Source organism: Halorhabdus sp. CUG00001 (genome assembly GCF_009797925.1).
Lineage (GTDB): Archaea > Halobacteriota > Halobacteria > Halobacteriales > Haloarculaceae > Halorhabdus.
The window spans coordinates 1,559,782-1,580,673 of sequence record NZ_VOLB01000001.1 but is presented as its reverse complement, the minus strand read 5'-3'; the positions used below and the strand labels follow the sequence as shown (position 1 = coordinate 1,580,673).

At 63.1% G+C, this 20,892-nt stretch carries 24 protein-coding genes and 1 pseudogene; 17 read left to right on the top strand and 8 right to left on the bottom strand.

The window, feature by feature from the left end; all coding sequences use genetic code 11:
- Window positions 1-2: 2 nt before the first annotated feature.
- The 14 genes and pseudogenes from rplX (at window position 3) to secY (ending at window position 7,838) form a co-directional block, all read left to right on the top strand.
- The gene (rplX, locus tag FR699_RS07905; RefSeq protein WP_158855094.1) at window positions 3-356 is read left to right on the top strand and encodes a 50S ribosomal protein L24; all 354 of its coding nucleotides are present in this window, start codon (window positions 3-5) and stop codon (window positions 354-356) included.
- Window positions 357-1,157, top strand: a complete 801-nt coding sequence (locus FR699_RS07900; RefSeq protein ID WP_154551002.1) for a 30S ribosomal protein S4e — start codon at window positions 357-359, stop codon at window positions 1,155-1,157. It abuts the gene before it with no gap.
- Entirely contained in the window at window positions 1,154-1,681 is a 528-nt protein-coding gene (locus FR699_RS07895) for a 50S ribosomal protein L5 (protein ID WP_158855093.1), read from the top strand. Before FR699_RS07900 ends, FR699_RS07895 begins: the two co-directional genes overlap by 4 nt.
- Entirely contained in the window at window positions 1,678-1,869 is a 192-nt protein-coding gene (locus FR699_RS07890) for a 30S ribosomal protein S14 (RefSeq protein ID WP_154551004.1), read from the top strand. Before FR699_RS07895 ends, FR699_RS07890 begins: the two co-directional genes overlap by 4 nt.
- 2 nt (window positions 1,870-1,871) lie before the next feature.
- Entirely contained in the window at window positions 1,872-2,264 is a 393-nt protein-coding gene (locus tag FR699_RS07885) for a 30S ribosomal protein S8 (RefSeq protein WP_154551005.1), read from the top strand.
- 2 nt (window positions 2,265-2,266) lie between these two features.
- Window positions 2,267-2,803: a 50S ribosomal protein L6 gene (locus FR699_RS07880; RefSeq protein ID WP_158855092.1), complete on the top strand. Its 537-nt coding sequence runs from the start codon at window positions 2,267-2,269 to the stop codon at window positions 2,801-2,803.
- Window positions 2,803-2,964: pseudogene (locus FR699_RS13475) on the top strand (helix-hairpin-helix domain-containing protein); the annotation flags it as partial. The gene FR699_RS07880 and the pseudogene FR699_RS13475, both read left to right, overlap by 1 nt.
- Window positions 2,965-3,087: 123 nt before the next feature.
- Window positions 3,088-3,771 (top strand): 50S ribosomal protein L32e, encoded by a 684-nt coding sequence (locus FR699_RS07875; protein WP_370454839.1) that lies wholly within the window; start codon window positions 3,088-3,090, stop codon window positions 3,769-3,771.
- Window positions 3,764-4,213: a 50S ribosomal protein L19e gene (locus FR699_RS07870; protein WP_154551008.1), complete on the top strand. Its 450-nt coding sequence runs from the start codon at window positions 3,764-3,766 to the stop codon at window positions 4,211-4,213. The genes FR699_RS07875 and FR699_RS07870 overlap by 8 nt, the downstream gene beginning before the upstream one ends.
- The gene (locus FR699_RS07865; RefSeq protein WP_154551009.1) at window positions 4,213-4,776 is read left to right on the top strand and encodes a 50S ribosomal protein L18; all 564 of its coding nucleotides are present in this window, start codon (window positions 4,213-4,215) and stop codon (window positions 4,774-4,776) included. The genes FR699_RS07870 and FR699_RS07865 overlap by 1 nt, the downstream gene beginning before the upstream one ends.
- Complete coding sequence (locus tag FR699_RS07860; protein ID WP_154551010.1) at window positions 4,773-5,408, top strand: 30S ribosomal protein S5; 636 nt, start codon at window positions 4,773-4,775, stop codon at window positions 5,406-5,408. Before FR699_RS07865 ends, FR699_RS07860 begins: the two co-directional genes overlap by 4 nt.
- Entirely contained in the window at window positions 5,408-5,884 is a 477-nt protein-coding gene (locus FR699_RS07855; RefSeq protein ID WP_158855091.1) for a 50S ribosomal protein L30, read from the top strand. The genes FR699_RS07860 and FR699_RS07855 overlap by 1 nt, the downstream gene beginning before the upstream one ends.
- A complete protein-coding gene (locus FR699_RS07850; protein ID WP_158855090.1) occupies window positions 5,884-6,369 on the top strand; it encodes an uL15m family ribosomal protein in 486 nt (161 codons plus the stop codon). The genes FR699_RS07855 and FR699_RS07850 overlap by 1 nt, the downstream gene beginning before the upstream one ends.
- Before the next feature lie 2 nt (window positions 6,370-6,371).
- Window positions 6,372-7,838, top strand: a complete 1,467-nt coding sequence (gene secY / locus FR699_RS07845) for a preprotein translocase subunit SecY (RefSeq protein WP_154551013.1) — start codon at window positions 6,372-6,374, stop codon at window positions 7,836-7,838.
- Window positions 7,839-8,478: 640 nt separating this feature from the next.
- On the opposite strand, the gene FR699_RS07840 is transcribed toward secY, so the two are convergent.
- From FR699_RS07840 to FR699_RS07805, 8 genes are all read right to left on the bottom strand, one after another.
- Window positions 8,479-8,721, bottom strand: a complete 243-nt coding sequence (locus FR699_RS07840; RefSeq protein WP_158855089.1) for a hypothetical protein — start codon at window positions 8,719-8,721, stop codon at window positions 8,479-8,481.
- Complete coding sequence (locus FR699_RS07835) at window positions 8,718-10,259, bottom strand: TrkH family potassium uptake protein (RefSeq protein WP_158855088.1); 1,542 nt, start codon at window positions 10,257-10,259, stop codon at window positions 8,718-8,720. The genes FR699_RS07840 and FR699_RS07835 overlap by 4 nt, the downstream gene beginning before the upstream one ends.
- Window positions 10,260-10,293: 34 nt before the next feature.
- Window positions 10,294-10,980 carry a TrkA family potassium uptake protein gene (locus tag FR699_RS07830; protein ID WP_154551018.1) on the bottom strand — a complete coding sequence of 229 codons (687 nt, stop codon included), beginning with the start codon at window positions 10,978-10,980 and terminating at the stop codon, window positions 10,294-10,296.
- Window positions 10,981-11,087: 107 nt separating this feature from the next.
- A complete protein-coding gene (locus FR699_RS07825) occupies window positions 11,088-13,352 on the bottom strand; it encodes an amino acid permease (RefSeq protein WP_158855087.1) in 2,265 nt (754 codons plus the stop codon).
- A complete protein-coding gene (locus FR699_RS07820) occupies window positions 13,349-13,783 on the bottom strand; it encodes a universal stress protein (protein ID WP_158855086.1) in 435 nt (144 codons plus the stop codon). Before FR699_RS07820 ends, FR699_RS07825 begins: the two co-directional genes overlap by 4 nt.
- Before the next feature lie 64 nt (window positions 13,784-13,847).
- Window positions 13,848-16,079, bottom strand: coding sequence for an amino acid permease (locus tag FR699_RS07815; RefSeq protein WP_158855085.1), 2,232 nt, complete (start codon window positions 16,077-16,079; stop codon window positions 13,848-13,850).
- A 263-nt stretch (window positions 16,080-16,342) separates the two neighbouring features.
- Window positions 16,343-16,591, bottom strand: a complete 249-nt coding sequence (locus tag FR699_RS07810) for a hypothetical protein (protein WP_158855084.1) — start codon at window positions 16,589-16,591, stop codon at window positions 16,343-16,345.
- Window positions 16,569-16,724 carry a hypothetical protein gene (locus tag FR699_RS07805; RefSeq protein WP_154551021.1) on the bottom strand — a complete coding sequence of 52 codons (156 nt, stop codon included), beginning with the start codon at window positions 16,722-16,724 and terminating at the stop codon, window positions 16,569-16,571. The genes FR699_RS07810 and FR699_RS07805 overlap by 23 nt, the downstream gene beginning before the upstream one ends.
- 177 nt (window positions 16,725-16,901) lie before the next feature.
- Between FR699_RS07805 and FR699_RS07800 the strand changes: the two genes are divergently transcribed.
- The 3 genes from FR699_RS07800 to FR699_RS07790 all read left to right on the top strand — a co-directional run bounded on the left by FR699_RS07800 (window position 16,902) and on the right by FR699_RS07790 (window position 20,617).
- Window positions 16,902-17,645: an Lrp/AsnC family transcriptional regulator gene (locus FR699_RS07800; RefSeq protein ID WP_154551022.1), complete on the top strand. Its 744-nt coding sequence runs from the start codon at window positions 16,902-16,904 to the stop codon at window positions 17,643-17,645.
- Window positions 17,646-17,735: 90 nt separating this feature from the next.
- Entirely contained in the window at window positions 17,736-19,082 is a 1,347-nt protein-coding gene (trkA, locus tag FR699_RS07795; RefSeq protein ID WP_158855083.1) for a Trk system potassium transporter TrkA, read from the top strand.
- Window positions 19,079-20,617: a TrkH family potassium uptake protein gene (locus tag FR699_RS07790; RefSeq protein WP_158855082.1), complete on the top strand. Its 1,539-nt coding sequence runs from the start codon at window positions 19,079-19,081 to the stop codon at window positions 20,615-20,617. The genes trkA and FR699_RS07790 overlap by 4 nt, the downstream gene beginning before the upstream one ends.
- The last annotated feature ends 275 nt before the right edge of the window (window positions 20,618-20,892 follow it).

Below are 20,892 nucleotides of genomic sequence, written 5' to 3'. Positions count from 1 at the left end.
CTATGAGTGAACAACCAACCAAACAGCGCAATCAGACCGAGCGCGCTCCGTTGCACGAGCGACACAAGCAGGTCCGTTCGACGCTTTCGACGGACCTCCGTGAGGAGTACGGACAGCGTCGTGTCCGCGTCAACGTGGGCGATACGGTCGAGGTCATGCGCGGCGACTTCGCCGGCGAGGAAGGCGAGGTTACCGATGTCGACCTCCGAGACGCGACGATTAGCGTCGAAGAGGTCACTGTCGAGACTGCCGACGGCGAGGAAACCCCCCGCCGGTTGGAGGCTAGTAACGTTCGCGTGACGGACCTCGACCTGTCTGATGACGTGCGACGGCAGCGACTCGAGGAGGACGAATAAATGAGTAACCACCAGAAACGACTCTCGGTACCGGAACGCTGGCCCGTCGAGCGCAAGACCGAGACCTTCACCGTGTCGGCCGACGCCGGCCCACACGGCGAGGCGGGCGTACCCCTGTTGATCGTCCTTCGGGACGTTCTGGGGTACGTCGACAGCCGCAAGGAGGCCCGGTTCGCACTCGATCAGGACCAGGTGTTGATCAACGGCGAGCCCGAAAGTGACGAAACGCGTCCGGTGGGAATGTTCGACATTCTCGCCTTCAGGGAACGCGAGGAGTTTTACCGGATCTTCCCCGGCGATGGTGGTCGGCTCGCGCTGACTCCCATCGACGAGGAATCCGCCCAATCCAAACTGGGCAAGATCGTCGAGAAACGCAACGTCCCTGGCGGCGACGTGCAGCTGACCCTACACGACGGTGAGACGCTGCTGGTCGGCGAGGACGACCCCTACACGCCTAACGACTCGATCGTCGTGGCCAACGAAGACGAGGAGATCGTCGCCCACTTCACCTACGAGGAGGGCGCACTCGTCACCGCCGTCGACGGCCAGCACGCCGGCGAGATCGGCGAGATCGAGACGATCCAAGTCACGGCAAGCAGTGCCGACAACAACGTCATCGTCGAACGGACGGACGGCTCGACCTTCGAAACCGTCGAGGAGTACGTCGTCGTCATCGACGAGAACTTCACCAGCGACGACGAGAGCAGCGATGACGATTCGGCAGCCGACGAGGAAACCGAAGACGTCGTTGACGAAGACGCTGTGGCTGCCGACGACGAAGACGGAGGTGACGACGAATGAGCTCCGAGACCGAGGCCGGGTTCCACCCGATGCGTGAACCGTCGGTCGAGAAGGTCGTCGTCCACATGGGTATCGGCCGCGGTGGCCAGGAACTCGCCGACGCAGAGGAGATTTTGGCTGAGATCGCGGGCCAACAGCCGGTCCGGACGACTGCCAGAGAGACTGTCGGCGAGTTCGACATCCGTGAGGGAGATCCGGTCGGGACGAAAGTCACGCTTCGTGACGAGGCCGCCGAGTCGTTCCTCGAGACAGCCCTCGAATTGGCTGATATCGAGGCTGCACAGTTCGACGAGACGGGCAACTTCAGCTTCGGGATCGAGGAACACACCGATTTCCCGAGCCAGGAGTACGATCCGACGATCGGAATCTACGGATTTGACGTGACGGTCAACCTGACGCGCCCGGGCTACCGGGTCAGCAAACGGGATAAGGCCTCACGCCCGATTCCGTCGAATCATCGACTCGACCCTGCAGACGCCGTCGCATTCGTCGAGTCGACCTTCGACGTGGAGGTGAGCGAATGAGCGAGAGTGAAACTGACGCCGACGCGGGCGAACAAACCGGCGAGCAGGCCGCCAAACGGACCGGCCAGCTCGAAGCCTGCCAGCGGTGCGGTCGCAAGCAGGGTCTGGTCGGCAAATACGATATGTACCTGTGTCGGCAATGTTTCCGGGAGATTGCCCGCGACATGGGATTCAAGAAGTACAGCTAACGATGACGGGTAACGATCCACTCAGTGCCGCTCTCTCCGGCGTCGATAACGCCGAGAGCGTTGGCAAACTGACGTACACAGTCGAGCCCGCCTCGAACGAGATCGGCAGTGTCCTCGAAGTGTTCTACGATCGAGGATACATCGACGGCTTCGAGCGCGTCGAGGACGGCAAAGCCGGGCAGTTCGAGGTCGAATTGAAAGGTGCGATCAACGAGTGTGGCTCGGTCAAGCCCCGCTATACCGCGGGCGCCGATGAGTTCGAGCAGTGGGAGAAGCGATTCCTCCCGGCCCGTGACTACGGGACACTCATCGTGACCACGAGCCACGGGATCATGAGCCACTACGAGGCCCGCGAGGCGGGCATCGGTGGCCAGGTGATCGCGTACGTATACTGACAATGCCACGCACAGAACTACAGCTACCTGACGAAGTCAGTGCCGAGGTCGACCACCTCGAACTCACTGTCGAGGGACCCGAAGGCAGCGTGACGCGTCGACTCTGGTATCCGGATGTCGCTGTCGATGTCGAAGACGAGACGATCGTCATCGAATCGACCGAGGACGACGCCGAGACGATGTCCACGTTGGGGACCTTCGAGAGCCACGTGCGCAACATGTTCCACGGCGTCACCGAGGGATGGACCTACGAGATGGAGGTCTTCTACTCACACTTCCCGATGCAGGTGCGCGCCGAGAGCGAGGAAGTCGTCATCGAGAACTTCCTCGGTGAGAAGGCTCCCCGCCGGACGCCGATCCACGGCGAGACCGACGTCGAGATCGACGAAGAACAGATCACGCTCCGTGGTCCCAGTATCGAAGACGTCGGCCAGACGGCCGCGGATATCGAACAGCTCACCCGTGTCACCGACAAAGACGTCCGGGTGTTCCAGGACGGCGTCTACATCACGGACAAACCGAATCGAGGTGAGGTCTGATGGCTGAGGAAGAACCTACGGAACTTACGGACGTCGGCGGCATTGGCGACCAGACGGCCGACGCATTGGCCGAGGCCGGCTTCGAAACTGTCGACGATCTGCGAGCAGCAGACGAATCGGCACTCACGGAGGTCGAGGGAATCGGTAACGCCCTGGCGGCCCGGATCAAGGCCGACGTCGGCGACGTCGAGGTTGCAGACGACGCCGATGCCGAGGTCGAAGACGCTTCGACCGACGAGGACGAGTCCGCAGGCGACACGGAGACACTCGCGGACTACGAGGGGCTGACGGATATCAGCGGCGTCAGCGAGGAGACGGCAGATGCCTTGAGCGAAGCTGGCTTCGAGACTGTCGAAGCCGTCGCACGCGCCGATCAGGACGCCCTTACCGAGGTCGAGAGCGTCGGAAACGCTCTGGCGGCCCGGATCCAGGCTGACGTCGGCGAACTCGACGTCTCGGAGGCCGAAGCTGCCGACGTCGAGGAGGCAGGAGAGGCCGCTGAGGAAGCCGAGGATGTCGAGACTGAACTGCAGCCTCGTGGGCTGGTCGACAAGCAGCCGGATCTCTCCGACGAGGAGGCCCGGCTGCTGGTCCAGCGCCGCCGCGAAGGCAAGCCGCAGTTCAATCGACAGGACTACCACAAGAAAAAGCGCGTGCCGACGTCTTGGCGACGACCGCGGGGCACCCTCTCGAAGCAGCGCCGCGGCATCAAGGGCAAAGGCGACACGGTCGAGGCCGGGTTCCGCACTCCCAAGGCGACTCGCGGATTGCACCCCTCCGGCTTCGAGGAAGTTCGCGTCCACAACGTCGACGATCTCGACGGTGTCGACGGGGATACCCAAGCGGTGCGCATCGCCTCGAAAGTCGGGGCACGCAAGCGCGAACGGATCGAAGAGCGCGCCGAGAGCGAGGAGATTCGCGTACTCAATCCCACCTACGTCGAAGTCGAGGTGAGCGACGATGAGTGATCTCAGCGCACAGAAGCGACTGGCGGCAGACGTTCTGGACGTCGGGCAGAACCGCGTCTGGTTCGACCCCGAGGCACAGGGCGAAATCGCGGATGCGATCACCCGCGAGGACGTCCGTGACCTGATCGACCAGGGCATCATCCGCACGAAAGAAAAGAGTGGGAACTCCCGCGGTCGGGCCAAAGAGCGCCAAGAGAAGCGCGCCTACGGCCACCAGAAGGGACACGGGTCCCGGAAGGGTTCCGCGGGAGCCCGACAGAACGAGAAAGACGACTGGGTGTCCCGCATTCGGGCCCAGCGCGAGCGGCTGCGAGAACTCCGGGACAGTGGCGAACTGTCGCCGACGGAGTATCGCAAACTGTACGATCAGGCCAGCGGCGGCGAATTCGACGACGTCGGTGACCTGAACCGATATATCGACGACCAACACGGTGATCAGTGATGGCGACAGGACCACGCTACAAGGTGCCGATGCGTCGGCGCCGCGAATCTCGGACGGACTACCATCAGCGGTTGCGCCTGCTGAAATCCGGCAAGCCACGCCTCGTGGCGCGGCTCTCGAACAGCCAGGCCAGGGCGCAGCTGGTGACAACGGGTCCCAACGGTGACGAGACTGTTGCAGCGGCCACGGCCAACGACCTCGCCGAGTACGGCTGGGAGGCGCCGACGGGCAACCTGCCCGCCGCGTACCTGACCGGACTGCTCGCGGGGCTGCGGGCGATCGAGGCCGGCTACGAGGAGGCAGTGCTGGACATTGGGCTCAACACGCCGACGCCAGGAAGTAAAGTATTCGCGATCCAGGAAGGAGCGATCGACGCCGGCCTGGAGATTCCCCACAACGACGATGTCCTGGCCGAGTGGCCACGGACGCGCGGCGAGCACATCGCCGAGTACGCCGAGTCCCTCGATGAGGGGCTCTATAGTGGGGAATTCGACGCGACAGAACTGCCCGCACACTTTGACGCAGTGCGGGAGACGCTACTCGAAGGTGACATCGAACTATGAGCGCTGACGGATGGGAACCACGAACGCGGCTCGGCCGGCAGGTCGCCGACGGCGAGATCGACTCGATGCGCGACGCCCTGAACGCCGGGCTGCCGCTGAAGGAATCGGAAATCGTCGATCAGCTCGTTCCTGGGCTGGAAGACGAAGTGCTGGACATCAACATGGTCCAGCGGATGACCGACTCGGGTCGCCGGGTGAAGTTCCGCTGTGTCGTCGTCGTGGGTAACCGCGACGGGCTCGTCGGCTACGCCGAGGGCCGAGACGATCAGGTCGGCGGCGCAATCCAGAAGGCCATCGACATCGCCAAGCTGAACATGATCGACGTTTCCCGCGGGTGTGGCTCGTGGGAATGTGGTTGCGGGCGACCGCACACGGTCGCGCTGCGTACCACCGGCAAGGCCGGCAGCGTCGAGGTCGAGCTCCAGCCTGCCCCGCGCGGGCTCGGGCTGGCCGGCGGAGAGACCGTTCGGCACGTCCTCGAACTGGCTGGTATCGAAGACATCTGGACCCGCTCGTCGGGGAACACCCGGACGACGGTCAACTTCGCGAAGGCGACGTTCAACGCCCTGCGCAACACGGCCGAAGCGCGGGTCCCCGAGCGAGCCTTCCAAGAGCGTGAGGTGATCGAGTGATGCAAGCGATCGTCCAACTGCGCGGCGAGGTCGACGTCAGCCAGGACGTCGTCGATACTCTGGAGATGCTCAACCTCGGTCGCGTCAATCACGCGACGCTCGTCCCCGAGACCGACACGTATCGGGGCATGATCACGAAGGTCAACGACGTTGTCGCCTACGGCGAACCGTCAGTCGAGACGGTCGAACTCTTGCTCGAACGGCGAGCGGAACCGGCCGCCGATGCCGACGGTGAGAAGGCGTCCGTCGACGACGAGTGGGTCGGCTGGAACACCAACTACGACGACATCGCGGATCTGGCTTCGGCGCTGGTCGACGAAGAGACCACGCTGCAGGAGGCCAACCTCTCACCGACGCTTCGTCTGCACCCGCCCCGGAAGGGCCACGACGGGATCAAACATCCCGTCAAAGAGGGTGGCGAACTCGGCAAACACGATGCTGCGGGCATCGACGCACTGTTGGAGGCGATGCGATAATGACAGACAAAAGCAAACGCCAGCGTGGGTCTCGAACGCACGGTGGCGGCACACACAAGAACCGTCGTGGGGCCGGCCACCGCGGTGGGCGCGGCGATGCCGGTCGTGACAAACACGAGCAACATCTTCACCCGCCGATCGGCAAGAGCGGCTTCACGCGGCCAGAGAAGACCAAAGAGGATATTGCCGAGGTCGACATCCGGCGACTCGATGAGGACGCCGCCTTACTGGCTGCCGACGGCATTGCAGAAGAAGACGGCGACGGCTACCGGATCGACGCCCGCGAGGTCGTCGAGGATGGTTTCGACGCCGACGCGGTGAAGGTACTCGGTGCCGGGCAGGTTCGCAACGAACTGACCGTCGTCGCCGATGCCTTCTCGGCCGGTGCCCGCGAGAAGATCGAGGCTGCCGGTGGAAGCGCTGAATTGAGCGAGCGAGGCGAACAGCGACAGGCTGACAAGGACGACGCCGACGATAACGAGTAAGGATGAGCTGGAAGGACACCGCCGAACCACTGCTAACGCGGATGCCGTCAGTCGCTCGACCGGACCGCCACGTCCCCTTCAAGCGGAAACTCGGCTGGACGGCCGGCGTCTTGGTCTTGTTTTTCTTCTTGAGAAACATCAACCTGTACGGCCTTGGTACCGGTGGATCGAACGCATTCGGCCGGTTCTCGTCGATCCTTGCCACTCAGCAGGGCTCGATCATGCAGTTGGGGATCGGCCCGATCGTCACCGCGAGCATTGTCTTGCAGTTGCTCGGCGGGGCGGACTTACTCGGGTTGGATACCCAGAACAACCCGCGCGATCAGATCCTCTATCAGGGGCTCCAGAAGCTACTGGTGCTCGTGATGATCGTGTTGACGGGCTTTCCGATGGTGTTCGCCGCCGACTTCCTCCCAGCTGAGCCAGTCTTCGGACTGGGTGTGGCCGGGACGAAGTGGTTGATGTTCGCTCAGATCTTCGTCGGCGGTGTCCTCATCCTTTACATGGACGAGGTGATCAGCAAATGGGGCGTCGGCAGCGGGATCGGCCTGTTCATCATTGCTGGCGTCAGCCAGAGTCTGGTCGGCGGGTTGATCGCGATCCCCCAGATCTCCGGCAATTGGGGCTTTATCCCCTATTGGATCGGCGCGGTGGCCGGGTTCGTCGATGTCCCGTCGGTGTTGACGTCTCAGGGGATCACACAACTTCTGTTCCACACGAGTGGACAGAACTATATCGGGCTCATCGCTATCCTCACGACGCTCTCGATCTTCGTGATCGTCGTCTATGCGGAGTCAGTCCGTGTCGAGATCCCGCTCAGCCACGCCCGGGTGAAGGGGGCTCGCGGTCGGTTCCCTGTGAAGCTCATCTACGCCAGCGTCCTGCCGATGATCCTCGTCCGGGCGCTGCAGATGAACATTCAGTTCCTCGGCCGGATTCTCAAACAGCAACTCGGGACCTTACCGGCCTGGCTGGGGCAGTATAGCGGCTCCCAGCCGACCGGTGGGCTCTTCTACTATCTGGCACCGATCCAGTCGCCCGGCGAATGGGCCTGGTTCTTGGGTAGTGTCTCACAACCAGTCTGGAAAGTCCTCCTCCGGGTCGGCGTCGACCTCACGTTCATGATCATCGGTGGTGCGATCTTCGCGATCTTCTGGGTCGAAACCACCGACATGGGCCCGGAAGCGACGGCCCAGCAGATCCAGAACTCCGGGATGCAGATCCCCGGCTTCCGTCAGAATCCCGGCGTCTTGGAGAAGGTCCTCGAACGCTATATCCCACAAGTGACCGTCATCGGTGGTGCACTGGTCGGGCTGCTCGCCGTCATGGCGAACATGCTCGGTACGATCGGTGGCGTCACCGGGACGGGGCTGCTGCTGACCGTCTCGATCACCTACAAGCTCTACGAGGAGATCGCCGAAGAGCAACTCATGGAAATGCATCCCATGATGCGCCAGATGTTCGGCTAGCACCTTTTTCCCGCTCGGGTTCGCTACGCGACCACTTCTGCTCACGGGCCGTGCGCGGCGCTACGCGCCGCGATCTCGAGGCGGTGAAACCGCCTCGCGAGGCCCGTTTGCACGGTCAGTGGGACTGAAAGTCCCACTTGACGCGGCAAAAATCTGCACCAAAAACGGCCGACGACTCACGGTCTTCGACCGCTCGTCGTCGGTGAACCGCTCGCTACGTTCGCGGACGCTCTATCATCAACGTATTGTCGTATCTATCGTCGTCTCCGAATTTGCGAGGGATGGCGATATCGGGGTCAGCGTCGACGGCAGTCACTCCCTGACCTGATTGACATTGCTATTTTCGCACTCAATACCGCCGGTTCGGGCTTCGAACGGTCGATGACACCTGGTTGTCGTCTTCGGTGGCTTCGAAGACGACTGGGTTCATCTGGAAAGAACACGCCAGCAGTTCCGGATTTCTGGCTGCGGCAGCGACTGGGTTCCCGCGAGATTGTGGATCGACTGAACGTCGTCGAGGGGGGTGACGACATCGCGTTCGATGGTCGAGACGGTGACGGTCGCCGCAGTCGTCCCTAATTGGAAAGCTCACCTGATGCGCTTCGAGTCACGATTGCGCCAGCCAAATTGGAGTAGCCATTCACCCGTCGCCAAGGAGTTGATCGCCACCGCGATACAGGACGTACCCGAGAAAGACAGCGATGTATGCGATCGCGAACAGTTCCGCGAGCAGTTCAGTGCCGGTCGATTGCTCGATGATGGTCTCCAGGACGACAACGAGCACAATGACGACTGGGCCCGCCAACAGTAATCCGTCGTAGACGCGATCGTCTGCCCCCGACTCGTAGACGGTCCCGACGATCGGGAGGTCTGCGAGGTTCATGGGTACATCCCCCCGCGACGGAACAGTGTCCGTAGCGCCACGAGAATCGGGATGATCTCCAAGCGCCCGATCCACATGTGCCCGAGGAAGGCGACCTTGCCGACGGCCGGCAGCGAGTCGGGGCCGGTGATGCCCGAGGAGAGTCCGACGTTGCCCTGGGCGCTTGCCACTTCGAAGAAGACATTGGCCAGCGAGAACTCCTCGGCAGGGAGGAGAACCAACAACAGGAATGTCCCGACGATGAGAGATGCGATCCAGAGCACGACGATGATGGTCGCCTCGACGAACTCCCGGTTGGCTTCGGTCTCGCTCAGCCGCCGGCCGTTGATATCCAGCCGTCGCACGGCGCTGTCCGGATAGAAGACGTCGGCGACGTGATAGCGGATCCCCTTGATCAGGGTTAGCCCGCGAATGATTTTGATCCCCCCGGCGGTCGATCCGGCTGCCCCGCCGACGAACATCCCGAATGCCACGACGAGTTGGGCCTGTGCCGGCCAGGCCCCGAGTGCCACGTTCGTCGTGTCGACGGCCGTCTGAAAGCCCGTACAGGTGGCCGCCGAGACGAACTGGAAGACGCCGTACCGGACGGCCCTGAGCGGCGAGTCGTACGGGCCGACGTACAGGAACGCCCACAACAGTGCCGACCCAGCCCCCATGTAAACGAACACCCAGCGGGTCTGCAGATCGGTATAGAAGTTCCGGAGGTCACCCTGGAGAATGAGGTAGTGGACGGGGAAGGCGATCGAGCCAAGCAGCATGATCGGGATCAGGACCGTATCGATCAGGGCGCTGTCGTAGGTCGCAATCGAGTTGTCGGTGATCGAGAACCCGCCCGTCGCGAGACCGGTCATCGCGTGGTTGATCGCGTCCCAGGGGGGCATGCCGGCGAGGAACAGCGCGAGGATCGAGACGAAGGTAAACAGAAGGAAGATCCACCAGATCGTCCGGACCGTCGAGACGATGCTCGGGTGGATCTTCTCGGAGCGGGCCTCGCTCTCGTAGAGCGTCAGCGACCCACTGCCGGGGCGGGCGAGGACCGCAGTCGTCAGGACGATCACGCCGACGCCGCCGACCCATTCGATGAACGTCCGCCACCACTGGAGACTGCGGGGCAACACTTCTTCGTTGTCGGTCATCGTCAGGCCGGTGCCGGTGAAGCCACTCGTCGACTCGAAAACGGCGTTGAGTGGCTCCCGGAAGGCCGCGAGGGTCGGCGTCGATTCGAGGGTTGTCGGCAGATCGAGGTGGACCCCCCAGGCGATCAGGAGGAAGGGAACGGAGCCGAACACACCCACGAGCAGCCAGCCCGTGGCGGCGACGACCATTCCGTGCAGACGCGAGGGTGAGTCGGCGTCGGCAAAGTGCCGGTGGAGGCCATAGCCGACGGCAAGCGGGACCAAGGCCGACGCCCCGAAGGCGACCGCGCCGAACCACTCGCCCCACGCCAGCGGCACGAGGATCGAGACGACCATCAGCCCGCCGAGCGCTTCGAGGATACGGCCCACGTCGCGTCCGACTGTCGCTGTCGTTCCGTTCATGACTGTGTGCGGTAATCGGGAACGTCTTTATCCGTCACTCGATCCGGTCTTCGTAGTGGCCGAAGATGTCGGTGACCTCGGGATCGGCACCGACGGCCGAATACACCGTCAGGAGATCTCCCGCGTGGATCGTCGTGGTGCCGCGCGGGGTGATCGGCTCGCTGGTATCGTCTCGCTCGATCGCGACGACGAGCACGTTCTGAGAGAGCACTCCTTCGTCGGCTGCTTCCTGGAGTGTCTTGCCCGCGATCGGCGCGTTCTCGGTCACCTCGATTTCGAACACTTCGGCCTCTTCGCCGATGCGCATGTAATCGACGATAGCCGGCCGTGCGACTGCCCGGTAGAGGTACTCGGCGATGAGTTCCTGTGGGTTTTCCATCGTGTTGACGCCGATCCGCTCAAAGAGGTTCATGTGCTCGGGGTTGTGGACCACCGAGAGGATCGACGGGACGTCGTACTCCTTTGCGAGCAGACAGACCATGATGTTCGTCGCGTCGCGGTCGGTCGTCGAGACGACGGCGTCGGCCTGTTCGATGCCGGCGTCCTCGAGGGTCGCGTTGGTCGTCGCGTCGGCTTCGAGGACGAGACAGTCGAACCGATCGGCCGCCCGGTTTGCCCGTTCACTGTCTCGCTCGATGACGACAACCTCGTTGCCCGAGCGTGTCGCAATCTCGATCAGTGGCGTCCCGATGTCGCCGGCGCCGACGATGATGATATACACGTTAGGTCACTCCTCAATCTGGTTACTGAGTGCATATCGAGCAGTAAAGGTGAGCGTTCCGATCCGTGCGTGACAATCGAAATCGGCCCAAACCGACACGATTGGCGTCAGTCCCCGCCGAACAGCCGTTCTTTTAGCGAGCGTCGCGATGGTCGTTCGGCCAGCAGTACTGGCCCGTCGATCCGCTCGATCGCGTCGAAGACCAGCGACCCGCGGACGATCCGGGAGAGCAGGCCACGCTCGGTCGCCCCGAGGATCGACAGGTCGAACCCGTCGGCGACGCGCTCGATTGTCTCTTCGATATCGCCGGTTTCGACGAGGAACTCGGCGTCTTCGAGGTCGTGGCCGGCCGCCCACTCGGCCAGGAATTCTTGGCTCTCTGCTTGTTCGCCTGGCTCGGAGACGTTGAGCAGCGAGACAGAGACGCCAAGCGAGTCCCGCAGCGCCCGGGCGACCTCCGCCGAGAGGTCCGAGGAGGGACCGCCAGCCGTCGGGACGAGCACGTTCTCGGGGCCGCATTCGTCGCCATCGAGCACGAGGAAGTCACAGGGCAGATCGTGGGTGAGTTCGTCGAGTGCACTCTCGGCGCGGCCGCCGGCAAAGCGAGCCCCGCCGTAGCCCATCACGACCGTATCGGCGTCGTTCGAGCGGGCGGCGTCGAAAACCTCTTCTAGTCCCCGGTGAGAGAGGATCGTCTTCGTCTCGACGGGCACGCCGAACGTCTCGGCGTCGGCCTCGGCGTCTGCCAGCAGTGCTTCGGAGTCCGTGTCGATATCGGCTCGTCGTTCCGAAGCCGTCTGGAGACTCGTCTGGTCGGGAACGGTGACGATGTGTGTTGCGAGGACCTGCCCGCCCTCGTGTTTGGCGATCGCGCTGGCCAGCGTCATCAAAGCCTGCTCCGAGCGCGGATTCGACAGCGCGACCATGATCGTCGGCCCCTCCGTGCCCGTCGGGGCGGCCGCCTCTGTGGCGTCGACGATCTGGTCGGGGAGCTTCTCTTCACGTTCGCTGACTAGTTCCGAGAGGACGCCTTCTGCACTCGTCTCGTCTTGGGCATACAGGAAGTACCAGACGATCGCGAGGACGACGAAACTGCCCGCAAGCGCGATCTCGTACCACGCCATAAAGGCGACGAGCCCCAGCGAGAGGACCGTGCCCACGATCGGCGTAATCGGGTACAGCGGCACTTCGAAATCGGGGTCGTACTCGGGTGTGTCTGCTTCTCGGAAGACGATCAGTGCGACGTTCATCAGGGCGTAGACGATGAGGTGGAGGACACTCGCGGCCTTTGCGAGTACCTCGATATCGCGCCCGAGGAAGGCGATGAAGACGACGATGAGTCCGCCGGTGACGAGGATCGATCGGTAGGGCGTCGCAAAGCGGGGGTGGATCTCGTTGAGCCACGCGCTGACGATCTTGTCTCGGCCCATCGCGAAGTTGATCCGCGCGGAGGCGAGGATCGAGGCGTTCGCCGAGGAAGCCGTCGCCAGCAGCGCGCCCAGGGTCATCGTCGAGGCCGCGACCGCCGCGACCCCGCCGATCGGGCCGATCGAGGCCGGGAACGCGATGTCGGCCACCTGGGCGACGGGGGCCTCCTGACTGAGGTCCGGCCAGGGAATCACGCCGAGCATCGTCGTCACCAGAATCGCATAAATGACGGTCACGATCCCGACACTGCCGATGATGGCGATCGGGAGGTTCCGCCCGGGGTTTTTGAGTTCCTCGGCGACAGTTGCAATCTTCGCGTAGCCGAGGAAGGAAACGAAGACGAGGGCGGTCCCTGGTAGAATCGCACCGTACCCTTTGGGTGCGATGCCGTCCTCGCCGACCAGCGTCGCGTACTCGAAGGCGGTGAACCCGGCGATGGCAAAGACCGTCAGGATCGCCAGGAGGATGAAGACGATCACGGTCTGGACGCCGCCGGTTTCCTTTGCGCCGACGTAGTTGACACCAACGAACAGGGCACCCGCCAGCAGCGCGCCGACCTGGATCGGATTGAGAAAGAGAACGGCAGGCAAGCCGACGAACTCCACGAGATACTGGCCGAACCCGATACAGTAGAACGCCGAGGCAAAGGCCAGCCCCATCCAGTCGCCCATCCCGGCGATCGAGCCAAAGAGGGGGCCAAGCGAGGAGTTGATGTAGTAGTACCCGCCGCCGGCTTTCGGCATCGCGGTCCCGAGTTCCGAGATCGACAGCGCGTTGACCATCGCGATCACGCCGCCGACGACAAAAGAGACGACGACGACCGGCCCCGCGGCGTTGGCTGCCACGCCCGGCAGGACGAAGATGCCCGCGCCGATCATCGTCCCGATACCGATGGTCATCGCCGAGACCAATCCGAGGTCTTTCGCGAGTTCTTCCTCGCTCATGTGTCGTTGTGTGGTAGCGTTATCACAGGGTGCTCGACCTCGGTAACCAGCTTCAGCGTGGTGTCACCCGAGACGAATTGGATCAGGCGGTTTCCGCCCCGGGGCTGGAAGGCGACCGCGCTCGCGTCGATATCCGCCGCGGCTTCGTCGATCGCTTCGACGACATCCCGGGCGTACCCAGTGTAGTCGTCGGCGTCGGGAAAGACAGTTCGGACCGCCGCGTAGGATTCTTCGGCGAGGTCCTCGGATTGCTCGACGGGCGTCTTGTCGGGGACACCTCCGCCCTTCTCGACGACGTGTATGGCCGTGACGTGTTCGGGATCGTACGGTTCGAGTGCCCGTGCCGTCGCCAGGGCGTCGTCTTCGTTGGCGACCGGCAGGAGGACGTGTTCGAGTAGCGCTCGATCGTCCGAACCGAGATCGACACTCATAGCTGTCCGTATCGTACCGCAGTACATAGTATTGGGCATTCGACTCCGCCGGGTCCTCGGCCGGTTATCCGAACAGCCGTTCCCAGAGGGATCGGTCCCGCTTCCGTTCGGCCATGAGTACCGAACACTCGACGTCCTCGATGGCGTCGATCAGGACCGAACCCCGGACGAGTCGATCGAGGAGTCCGCGTTCGGTCGCGCCGACGACCACCAGCGTGGCGTCCCGGGCGTCCTCGATGATCGCGGACTCGATGTCGCCGGTCTCGACGCGTAGCGTGGCGTCTTCCAGACCGCGGTCGGCGGCCCACTCTTCGAGGAACGCCTCGCCTTCGGCGCGATCTTCGGCGACGTGCAGCAGGGTCACATCGCTGTCGTACTCCGATTCCAGGAGAGCGGTCGTCGCGGCGCTCAACTCCGAGTCGGGGCCGCCGGCCGTCGGTACCAGGATCTTCGCCGGATCGAACCCGCGATTCCGGAAGACCAGGGTGTCACAGGGGACGTCCTCGGTGATCTCGTCGAGGGCTCCCTCGGCACGGCCCGGTGCACCGTGGGAATCCGGACCCCAGCCCATGACGATCAGGTCCGCGTCGTGGGTTTTCGCGGCGTCGAAGATCTCGCCGAAGGAGCGATGAGAGAGGATCGTGTGAGTTTCGACGGGGACGCCATGTGTCGTGGCGTCCTGCTGGGCCGTCTCCAGAAGTGACTCGCTCTCGGCGTCGAGTTGATCGATGTGCTCGGCGCCGTACTCTAAGGAGGTCTGATCCGGGACGGTGACGATGTGTGTCGCGACGACGGTCCCGCCGCGCTGGCGGGCAATCGCACTCGCCAGCGAGATCAGTTCCGTCTCGTGTTCGGGATTGGCCAGTGGCACCAGAATCCGGTAGTCCTTGTCGTCGTCGGGCATGTCCTCGCCGGGTCCGTCGGTCAGCCGCGGTTCCCGGAGGTACTTCCTCAGGACCCCGGTCGTCAGCGACCGCTCGCGGGCGTAGCCGGCATACCAGATCACGGCCCACGCGACGATGGCAGCACCGAAGGCGGTCACCATCGGCTCGATGTAGTAGATCAGCGCGAAGGAGGTAATTGCACCCAGCGCAGGCGTGATCGGCGATAGCGGCACCCGGAAGTCCGGGTTGTAGTCAGGCGGGTCGGTGACTCGCATCACGATTAGCGAGACGTTGAGCAGCCCGTAGATAATCAGGTGAAGGAAACTCGCCAGCCCCGACAGCGTCGTGACGGCGTTGCCGCCCACGAGATCGACGCCGATGATAAAGCTGAGCATCAGTCCGCCGGTGATCGCGATAGATCGGTAGGGTGTCGAGAACCGAGGATGAACCCTATTGAGGTCGGGCGAGATAACGCGATCCCGCCCCATCGCGAAGTTAATGCGCGAGGAGGCCAGGATCGAGGCGTTCGCCGAGGAAGCTGTCGCCAGGAGGCCGCCAAAGAGCATCGCGACGGCACCGACCGGACCCAGTAGCCGCTCGGCGACCTGGACGACGGCGATCTCGTTTTCACCCATCCCGGCGATAAATCCGGGTTCGACTGTGGCACTCATCACGAACAGGACCAAGGCGTAGATACCGGTCACGAGCACGACGCTGCCGATGACCGCCCGCGGGAGGTTTTTCCCCGGGTCCTTGATCTCCTCGGCGACACTGGTGATCTGAACGAAGCCGAGATACGAGACGAAAATGAATCCCGTCGCCGTGAGCATGGGCGTCAGTCCCTCGTTTTTCGGCAGGTTCGAAACATCGGCCTGGAATCCTCCGACGAGTGTGAACACTGTCAGGATCGCGATCAGGATGAGGACGATCACGTTCTGGAGACGGCCCGTCTCCTTGGCGCCGACGTAGTTGACGCCGACGAAGAACGTCCCGCCGGCCAGGGCGATCAGCGACACGACGTCGACGGTGACGGGGCCAACCCCGACGGTGCCCGCGACACCGGCGATTCGTCCGATGTATTGGCCGAATCCGACCATGTAAAAGGCAGAGGCAAAGGCCAACCCGAGCCAGTTGGCCCATCCGGCGATCGAGCCAAAGAGTGGGCCCAGTGCGTGGTTGACGTAGTAATACGCGCCACCAGAGCGTGGCATTGCCGTCCCGAGTTCACTCGCCGACAACGCCGTCAGGAGTGCGATCGCCCCGCCGACGACGAACGACAGGACGGCCAGCGATCCAGCGGTCGAGATCGCGTCTCCCGGCAAGACGAAGATACCCGCGCCGATCATCGTCCCGACGCCGATGGTCAGTGCTGCCAGCGGGCCGAGATCCTTGGCGAGTTCCTCCTCGCTCATCGATACCCTCCGGTACCGTTCGTGGTTGTCGTCCAGGGAACCCTGGGACTGTCTCCGTCGGTCACTGTTGATCACCACTCTGGCGGTCAGTCGAACGGTTTCCGCACGGTCTCGACTCTACGCGGAGTCCCGAGCACTGGCGGATCATAATGGCCCTAAACGCGGTCGGGGACTTAACTCTGGTCAGATCGACCGTCAAGCGGTCGCCGGACGTGACACGTTCCCTGTCGACTTTCGATCCTCTCGTCCGTCTGGTAGCGCGATCACCGACTGATCGTCCCTGTGACGGGGTGAGCGCAGCCTCTCCCGAGAGGGCCTGTGCGACCCGATTCCCGCTCCGAGGGTGACACGAGGGCGCTCGCCGAGGGGTCAACCGCAACTTCCAAGACGCCCTCGATCACGTCGGCGTGATACGTGAACTCTGTCTCGACGTGGGGAATCACCTCCCGGAACACCTCGACGGTTGTATCGACCGCTGTTCGGCCTGTTTCATCGAGAGCTTCCCCGGGCATTCACCGCCTTCTCGACGACGTACACGGCGGTAACGTGCTCGAATGCGGCCCTTTCGAGCCCCGTTGCCGTGTCCCGTGCGTCCCCGTCGTCGGCGACCGTCACGACGGGAGACGCCGTGAGGGTGTCAGTCATATTGCCGTTCCATCCGATCGTATCGATCGTGAAACGTTGTCGCCCGGGTCACTCCTGAGAGAGGTCTTCACCTCTGCAATCAGCGCCTACATCGCCAAATGGTGGCGCTTTCGGCGCGTGTGATCGGATCGATTACGCAATATAAAAGGCGATACGCGATCGATATCGACGACGAACATGTCCCGGAGTATCGACGCGATCGACGAACAAATCCTGTATTATCTCTCTCAGGAGGCGCGCCACACCTCGGCACCGGACATCGCAGAGCAGGTCGACGTCTCGGCACCGACGGTCCGCAACCGGATCCGCCAACTCGAGGAAGAGGGGATCATCCAGGGCTATCACGCCCACATCGATTACGAGAAAGTCGAGGGGCGCCTGGTCAACCATTACGTCTGTTCGACGGGCGACCGCGACCGGGAGGAACTCGCCCGGCGGGCACTGGACATTTCGGGGGTGATCAACGTCAGGGAGATCCTCTCGGGCCGGGGAGACCTCCGGATCAAAGTGGTCGGGACCGACACCGACGATCTGACGCGCATCGCCCAGGATCTCAGCTCGCTGGGGATCGAGATCGACGACGAGGACCTGGGCTATCGGGAGTACTTTAGACCTTACGCGCCTTTTGGCCCTCGCGACGAAGAGCCGATCTCGCCGGTCTCGGGCGTCGCCGGGCTGACGGGTGATGCCAACGTCGTCGAGTTGATCGTGGAAGACGAGACGCCGATCGTCGGCAAAACCCTCCAAGAAGCCAACGAGGAGGGGGTGTTGACGTCGGATCTCCTCGTGGTGCGGATCAACCGCGACGGCGAGTCGATCTCGCCGACGGGCGAAACGACCATCGAGGCGGGTGACTTCATCACGGTCCACTCTCGATCCGGGATCTCCGAGGGGACGCTGTCGGCGTTTACGGGACAATGAGCTCTCGAGAGCCGTCCCCAGCACTGCTAGTATGTGAAAACACACTTCCGACACGCGCGGATATCTCGGGACAATGATGGAGGGACGCGGATGCGGGTGATCGTCATCGGCGCTGGCGAAGTCGGCTCCAGCGTTGCTGGGAGTCTCGCCGATGAACACGAGGTCGTCGTGGTAGACGTCGACGGCGATCGCATTGACGCGTTGACCTACGAACTGGACGTGCTGGCGATCGAGGGCGACGGCGCGGCCATCGAGACGCTCCGGGAGGCTGGTCTCGAAGCGTCCGACCTGTTGATCGCCGTGACAGACGACGACGAGACGAACATCGTCTCCTGTGGTACCGCGAAGACGCTTGCCGACGTCACGACGATCGCCCGCGTGCGCTCGACGAAGTACCTCAACACCTGGAACAACGCCGAGGGGGCGCTGGGCGTAGACGCGATGGTCGGGACGAACCTGCTAACCGCCCGGAAGATCGCGAGCATGATCGGGCTTCCGGCTGCCCGGGATGTCGATACGTTCGCCGAGGGTACCATCCAGATGGCCGACTTCGAACTCGCCGCGGACAGCCCGGTTGCCGGCCAGACCGTCGCCCAAGCAGATCACTTCGATGATCTCACGTTCGCTGCGATCCTCTGTCCCGACGAGGACGGCACCTGTGAGGAGATCGTCATTCCCCGTGGGGAGACGACACTCACGGCCGGCGACGAGGTAGTCGTCATCGGGACTGACGAGGCAGTGACGGCGTTCAGCCACGCCGTCGCTCCTGACGACGATTATCACGACGTTCTGGTCGTCGGTGGGAGTTCGGTCGGCTACCAGACGGCCAAACTCTTAGAAGAACGTGGGATTCGCCCGAAGCTGATCGACCACGATCCCGAACGAGCCCGGTATCTCTCCGAGGCCCTCTCGGGAACGACTGTCCTCGAAGCAGACGCGACCGATCGGGACTTCCTCAAGCGGGAGAACATCGACGCCGTCGACGTCGTCGTCACGACCTTAGAGTCCGACGAGGGAAACCTGCTTGCGGGATTGCTCGCGAAGCGACTCGGTGCCGACCGGGCGATCGCCGTCGTCGAAGACCGATCGTACGTCGACTTGTTCGAGACTGTCGGCATCGACGTGGCCGTCCAGCCCCGCGAGGTGGCCGCCGAAGAGATCACGCGCTTCACCCGGGAACAACACGCAGAGAACGTCGCCATCATCGGCAGCGATCAGGCAGAGGTCATCGAGATCGAGATCGATTCGGAGAGTGTTTTCGATGGCCGGCCGATCCGTGAAGTCGCGGTGGATCTCCCGGATGGCGTCGTCGTCGGTGCGATCACGCGTGACGGCAAGTATATCCGGCCACGCGGGGAGACAATCGTCGAGACTGGCGATCACGTCGTCGTCTTCGCCGAAGCCGCGGGGCTGGACGAGACACTCGCCAAACTATGAACGGGTACGTCCGGGTAGACTGGCGGGCCAGCCTCTCGTTGACCGGCCGGGTCCTGCTGTACCTCGCCGTACCGCTCTCGATCCCGCTCGTCACGGCCGTCATCTACGGTGAGGGCTGGATTCCGTTTCTCGTGACGATCGGTGTGACGACACTCGCCGGCTTCGCCCTCTCCCAACTCGACGACGACCACGATCTGGGCGCTCGCGAAGGGTTCCTGATGGTCGCAGCGACCTGGTTGGCGGTAGCGCTGGTCGGGACGATCCCGTATTTGCTTGCGGACCATGGCACGGCGTCGACGCTTAGCTGGCCCAACGTCCCCAACGCGCTCTTCGAATCGATGAGCGGCTTCACGACCACGGGGGCAACGGTGATGGGACAGATCGGCGTCGAGCACCACTCTCACGCCCTCTTGTTGTGGCGACAGCTGACCCAGTGGCTGGGCGGCATGGGGATCGTCGTCCTCGCGGTAGCGATCCTGCCCGAACTCTCGGTCGGTGGTGCCCAGTTGATGGACGCCGAAGCGCCCGGTCCCGGCATCGAGAAACTCACGCCCCGGATCGCCGAGACGGCCCGGGTGCTGTGGATCGCGTACTTCGCCTTCACTGTCCTCGAAATTCTCCTGTTGTACGGGCTGCAACTGACTGGCCTCGCCCAGGAGATGACGCTGTTCAACGCGATCTCTCACGGCCTGACGACACTGCCGACCGGCGGGTTCTCCCCTGAGGCGTACTCGATCCAGGCGTTCTCGGCGGCTGTCCAGTGGGTCATCATCCCCTTCATGGTCGTCGCGGGGACCAACTTCGCGCTGTTCTGGGGCCTGGTTCGCGGGGAACCACTCTCGTTGCTGGAAGACGAGGAGTTCCGCTTCTACACCGGCGTGATGGCCACCCTGACTGCCGTGCTGACGGTCGTCCTCTTCGTGGGGCCGAGCTTGCCGGGGACGGCCGGGCTGGCTGGGATCGAAGAATCGCTCCGGCACGGCCTCTTCCAGGTGGTTTCGATCGTCACGACGACGGGGTACGCGAGCTTCGACTTCAACAACTGGACGACGACGGGCCAGTATCTTCTGCTCTTTGGCATGTTCCTGGGCGGCTCGGCGGGGTCGACCGGCGGTGCGATCAAGATGGTTCGCTGGCTGGTGATCGCCAAGTCGATCAAACGGGAGCTGTTCACGACGGTCCATCCCGAGGCGGTCAGTCCCGTCCGGCTGGGCGGCCGGGCACTCGACGAGTCGGCGGTCCGCGGGATCCACACCTTCACCCTCCTCTATATCGCCTTGTTCTTCCTCGGCGTCGTCGTCCTCATGCTCGATGCCGGACGGGTCGGGATGGAACTGCAAGTGCTGGATGGGTTGAGTGCCATTGCCGCGACGATCGGCAACGTCGGGCCGGGCTTTGGCGTCGTCGGCCCGATGGAGCACTACCTGCCGTTCCCCTGGACTTCGAAACTGTGGATGGTCTTTCTGATGTGGATCGGCCGCCTGGAGATCTTCCCGGTACTCGTCCTGCTGACGCGGGCCTACTGGCGGTCGTGAGACGTTAGACCCTCACATATCAACTGTCTGTTGATACTCTTGCACTGCGAGGAACAGTAGGAAATACATCACTGTGAAAATGTATACGGACGACCCATTGGGGAAGGGGGAAAAGACACGATATGTGATGTACCCCCCTACTGCCGATGCGAAGCAGTAAGTCGCCAACCGGGTATTTTCCATAGCTATCATGCAATTTCGACTGGGAATATATTTTGGGACCGGAACCGGGCCGTATTTTCGGACTGACCGAGAAATTTACGCCACCATCCGGC

Excerpts from the sequence above, each read along its gene's own strand:
- FR699_RS07865 (WP_154551009.1), top strand. The coding sequence starts at position 4,213 with ATGGCGACAGGACCACGCTACAAGGTGCCGATGCGTCGGCGCCGCGAA.
- FR699_RS07805 (WP_154551021.1), bottom strand. The coding sequence starts at position 16,724 with ATGACTGACACCCTCACGGCGTCTCCCGTCGTGACGGTCGCCGACGAC.
- FR699_RS07815 (WP_158855085.1), bottom strand. The coding sequence starts at position 16,079 with ATGAGCGAGGAGGAACTCGCCAAGGATCTCGGCCCGCTGGCAGCACTG.
- FR699_RS07835 (WP_158855088.1), bottom strand. The coding sequence starts at position 10,259 with ATGAACGGAACGACAGCGACAGTCGGACGCGACGTGGGCCGTATCCTC.
- FR699_RS07890 (WP_154551004.1), top strand. The coding sequence starts at position 1,678 with ATGAGCGAGAGTGAAACTGACGCCGACGCGGGCGAACAAACCGGCGAG.
- FR699_RS07860 (WP_154551010.1), top strand. The coding sequence starts at position 4,773 with ATGAGCGCTGACGGATGGGAACCACGAACGCGGCTCGGCCGGCAGGTC.
- trkA (WP_158855083.1), top strand. The coding sequence starts at position 17,736 with ATGCGGGTGATCGTCATCGGCGCTGGCGAAGTCGGCTCCAGCGTTGCT.
- FR699_RS07810 (WP_158855084.1), bottom strand. The coding sequence starts at position 16,591 with ATGCCCGGGGAAGCTCTCGATGAAACAGGCCGAACAGCGGTCGATACA.
- FR699_RS07850 (WP_158855090.1), top strand. The coding sequence starts at position 5,884 with ATGACAGACAAAAGCAAACGCCAGCGTGGGTCTCGAACGCACGGTGGC.
- FR699_RS07800 (WP_154551022.1), top strand. The coding sequence starts at position 16,902 with ATGTCCCGGAGTATCGACGCGATCGACGAACAAATCCTGTATTATCTC.
- FR699_RS07895 (WP_158855093.1), top strand. The coding sequence starts at position 1,154 with ATGAGCTCCGAGACCGAGGCCGGGTTCCACCCGATGCGTGAACCGTCG.
- rplX (WP_158855094.1), top strand. The coding sequence starts at position 3 with ATGAGTGAACAACCAACCAAACAGCGCAATCAGACCGAGCGCGCTCCG.
- FR699_RS07855 (WP_158855091.1), top strand. The coding sequence starts at position 5,408 with ATGCAAGCGATCGTCCAACTGCGCGGCGAGGTCGACGTCAGCCAGGAC.
- FR699_RS07820 (WP_158855086.1), bottom strand. The coding sequence starts at position 13,783 with ATGAGTGTCGATCTCGGTTCGGACGATCGAGCGCTACTCGAACACGTC.
- FR699_RS07870 (WP_154551008.1), top strand. The coding sequence starts at position 3,764 with ATGAGTGATCTCAGCGCACAGAAGCGACTGGCGGCAGACGTTCTGGAC.
- FR699_RS07825 (WP_158855087.1), bottom strand. The coding sequence starts at position 13,352 with ATGAGCGAGGAAGAACTCGCGAAAGACCTCGGATTGGTCTCGGCGATG.
- FR699_RS07900 (WP_154551002.1), top strand. The coding sequence starts at position 357 with ATGAGTAACCACCAGAAACGACTCTCGGTACCGGAACGCTGGCCCGTC.
- secY (WP_154551013.1), top strand. The coding sequence starts at position 6,372 with ATGAGCTGGAAGGACACCGCCGAACCACTGCTAACGCGGATGCCGTCA.
- FR699_RS07880 (WP_158855092.1), top strand. The coding sequence starts at position 2,267 with ATGCCACGCACAGAACTACAGCTACCTGACGAAGTCAGTGCCGAGGTC.
- FR699_RS07885 (WP_154551005.1), top strand. The coding sequence starts at position 1,872 with ATGACGGGTAACGATCCACTCAGTGCCGCTCTCTCCGGCGTCGATAAC.
- FR699_RS07790 (WP_158855082.1), top strand. The coding sequence starts at position 19,079 with ATGAACGGGTACGTCCGGGTAGACTGGCGGGCCAGCCTCTCGTTGACC.
- FR699_RS07840 (WP_158855089.1), bottom strand. The coding sequence starts at position 8,721 with ATGAACCTCGCAGACCTCCCGATCGTCGGGACCGTCTACGAGTCGGGG.